The organism is Streptomyces sp. NPDC059564 (assembly GCF_042735575.1).
Taxonomy (GTDB): domain Bacteria; phylum Actinomycetota; class Actinomycetes; order Streptomycetales; family Streptomycetaceae; genus Streptomyces.
In genome coordinates, this window is record NZ_JBHWBP010000728.1 from 1 (window position 1) to 1,062 (window position 1,062).

General features: G+C 70.0%; 1 protein-coding gene. It reads left to right on the forward strand.

Annotated features, from left to right (window positions below):
* Nucleotides 1–108: 108 nt before the first annotated feature.
* Nucleotides 109–1,062, forward strand: a complete 954-nt coding sequence (locus tag ACFV0Q_RS41975; RefSeq protein WP_385013391.1) for an IS481 family transposase — start codon at nucleotides 109–111, stop codon at nucleotides 1,060–1,062.

A 1,062-nucleotide genomic window follows, 5' to 3' on the forward strand; every position in this document is an offset into this window, starting at 1 on the left:
TGTGTTGTCCTGGGACGTTGGTGACACGCGTGCTGGGTTCTTGAAATGGGTGAGGGCCTCCGGGTTCGGTGTGGATTGCGACATCTACATCGATCCGAGGAGGCCCTCGTGGTCCACCGTAATGCCCCGCTGACCGAGACCGGGCGACTTCGACTGGCCCGCTGTGTCGTGGACGACGGCTGGCCCGTGCGGCGGGCCGCGGAACGCTTCCAGGTCAGCCACACCACCGCCGCTCGCTGGGCCACCCGCTACCGACAACTCGGCATCGCCGGAATGCGTGACCGCTCCAGCCGGCCCCGCCACCAGCCCGCCAGGACGCCGGCTGCCGTGGAGGAACACGTGCTGCGGCTGCGGCGCGAACACCGGATCGGCCCACTGCGGCTGGCCGCCCGATGCGGCATCGCACCCTCGACAGCCCACCGCATCCTGACCCGCCACGGACTACCGCCGCTGGCCGCACTCGACCGGGCCACCGGCGAACCCGTCCGCCGGTACGAACGCGCCCGCCCGGGCGAGCTGGTCCACATCGACGTCAAGAAACTCGGCCGGATCCCCGACGGCGGCGGCCACCAGGCCCTCGGCAGAGCCGAAGGACGCCGCAACAAGACCGGCACCGGCTGGGCCTACCTCCACACCGCCCTCGACGACCACACCCGCCTCGCCTACACCGAAGACCTGCCCGACGAGACCGCCCCGACCTGCGCGGCCTTCCTCGCCCGGGCGACCGCCTGGTTCGCATCCCTGGGCATCACCGTCGAACGGGTCCTGACCGACAACGCCTGGGCCTACAGCAAGAACACCTGGCGCCAGACCTGCCGTGACCTGGGCATCAGCCCACGCTGGACCAGGCCCTGGCGCCCGCAGACCAACGGCAAGGTCGAACGCTTCCACCGGACCCTGCTCGACGAATGGGCCTACCAACGGCCCTACACCTCAGACGCCGAACGCCAGGCCGCGTTCACCGACTGGATCCACTGGTACAACTACCACCGACCCCACACCGGGATCGCAGGCCAAACACCCGCCAGCCGCGTCACCAACCTGTCCGGACAACACACCTAG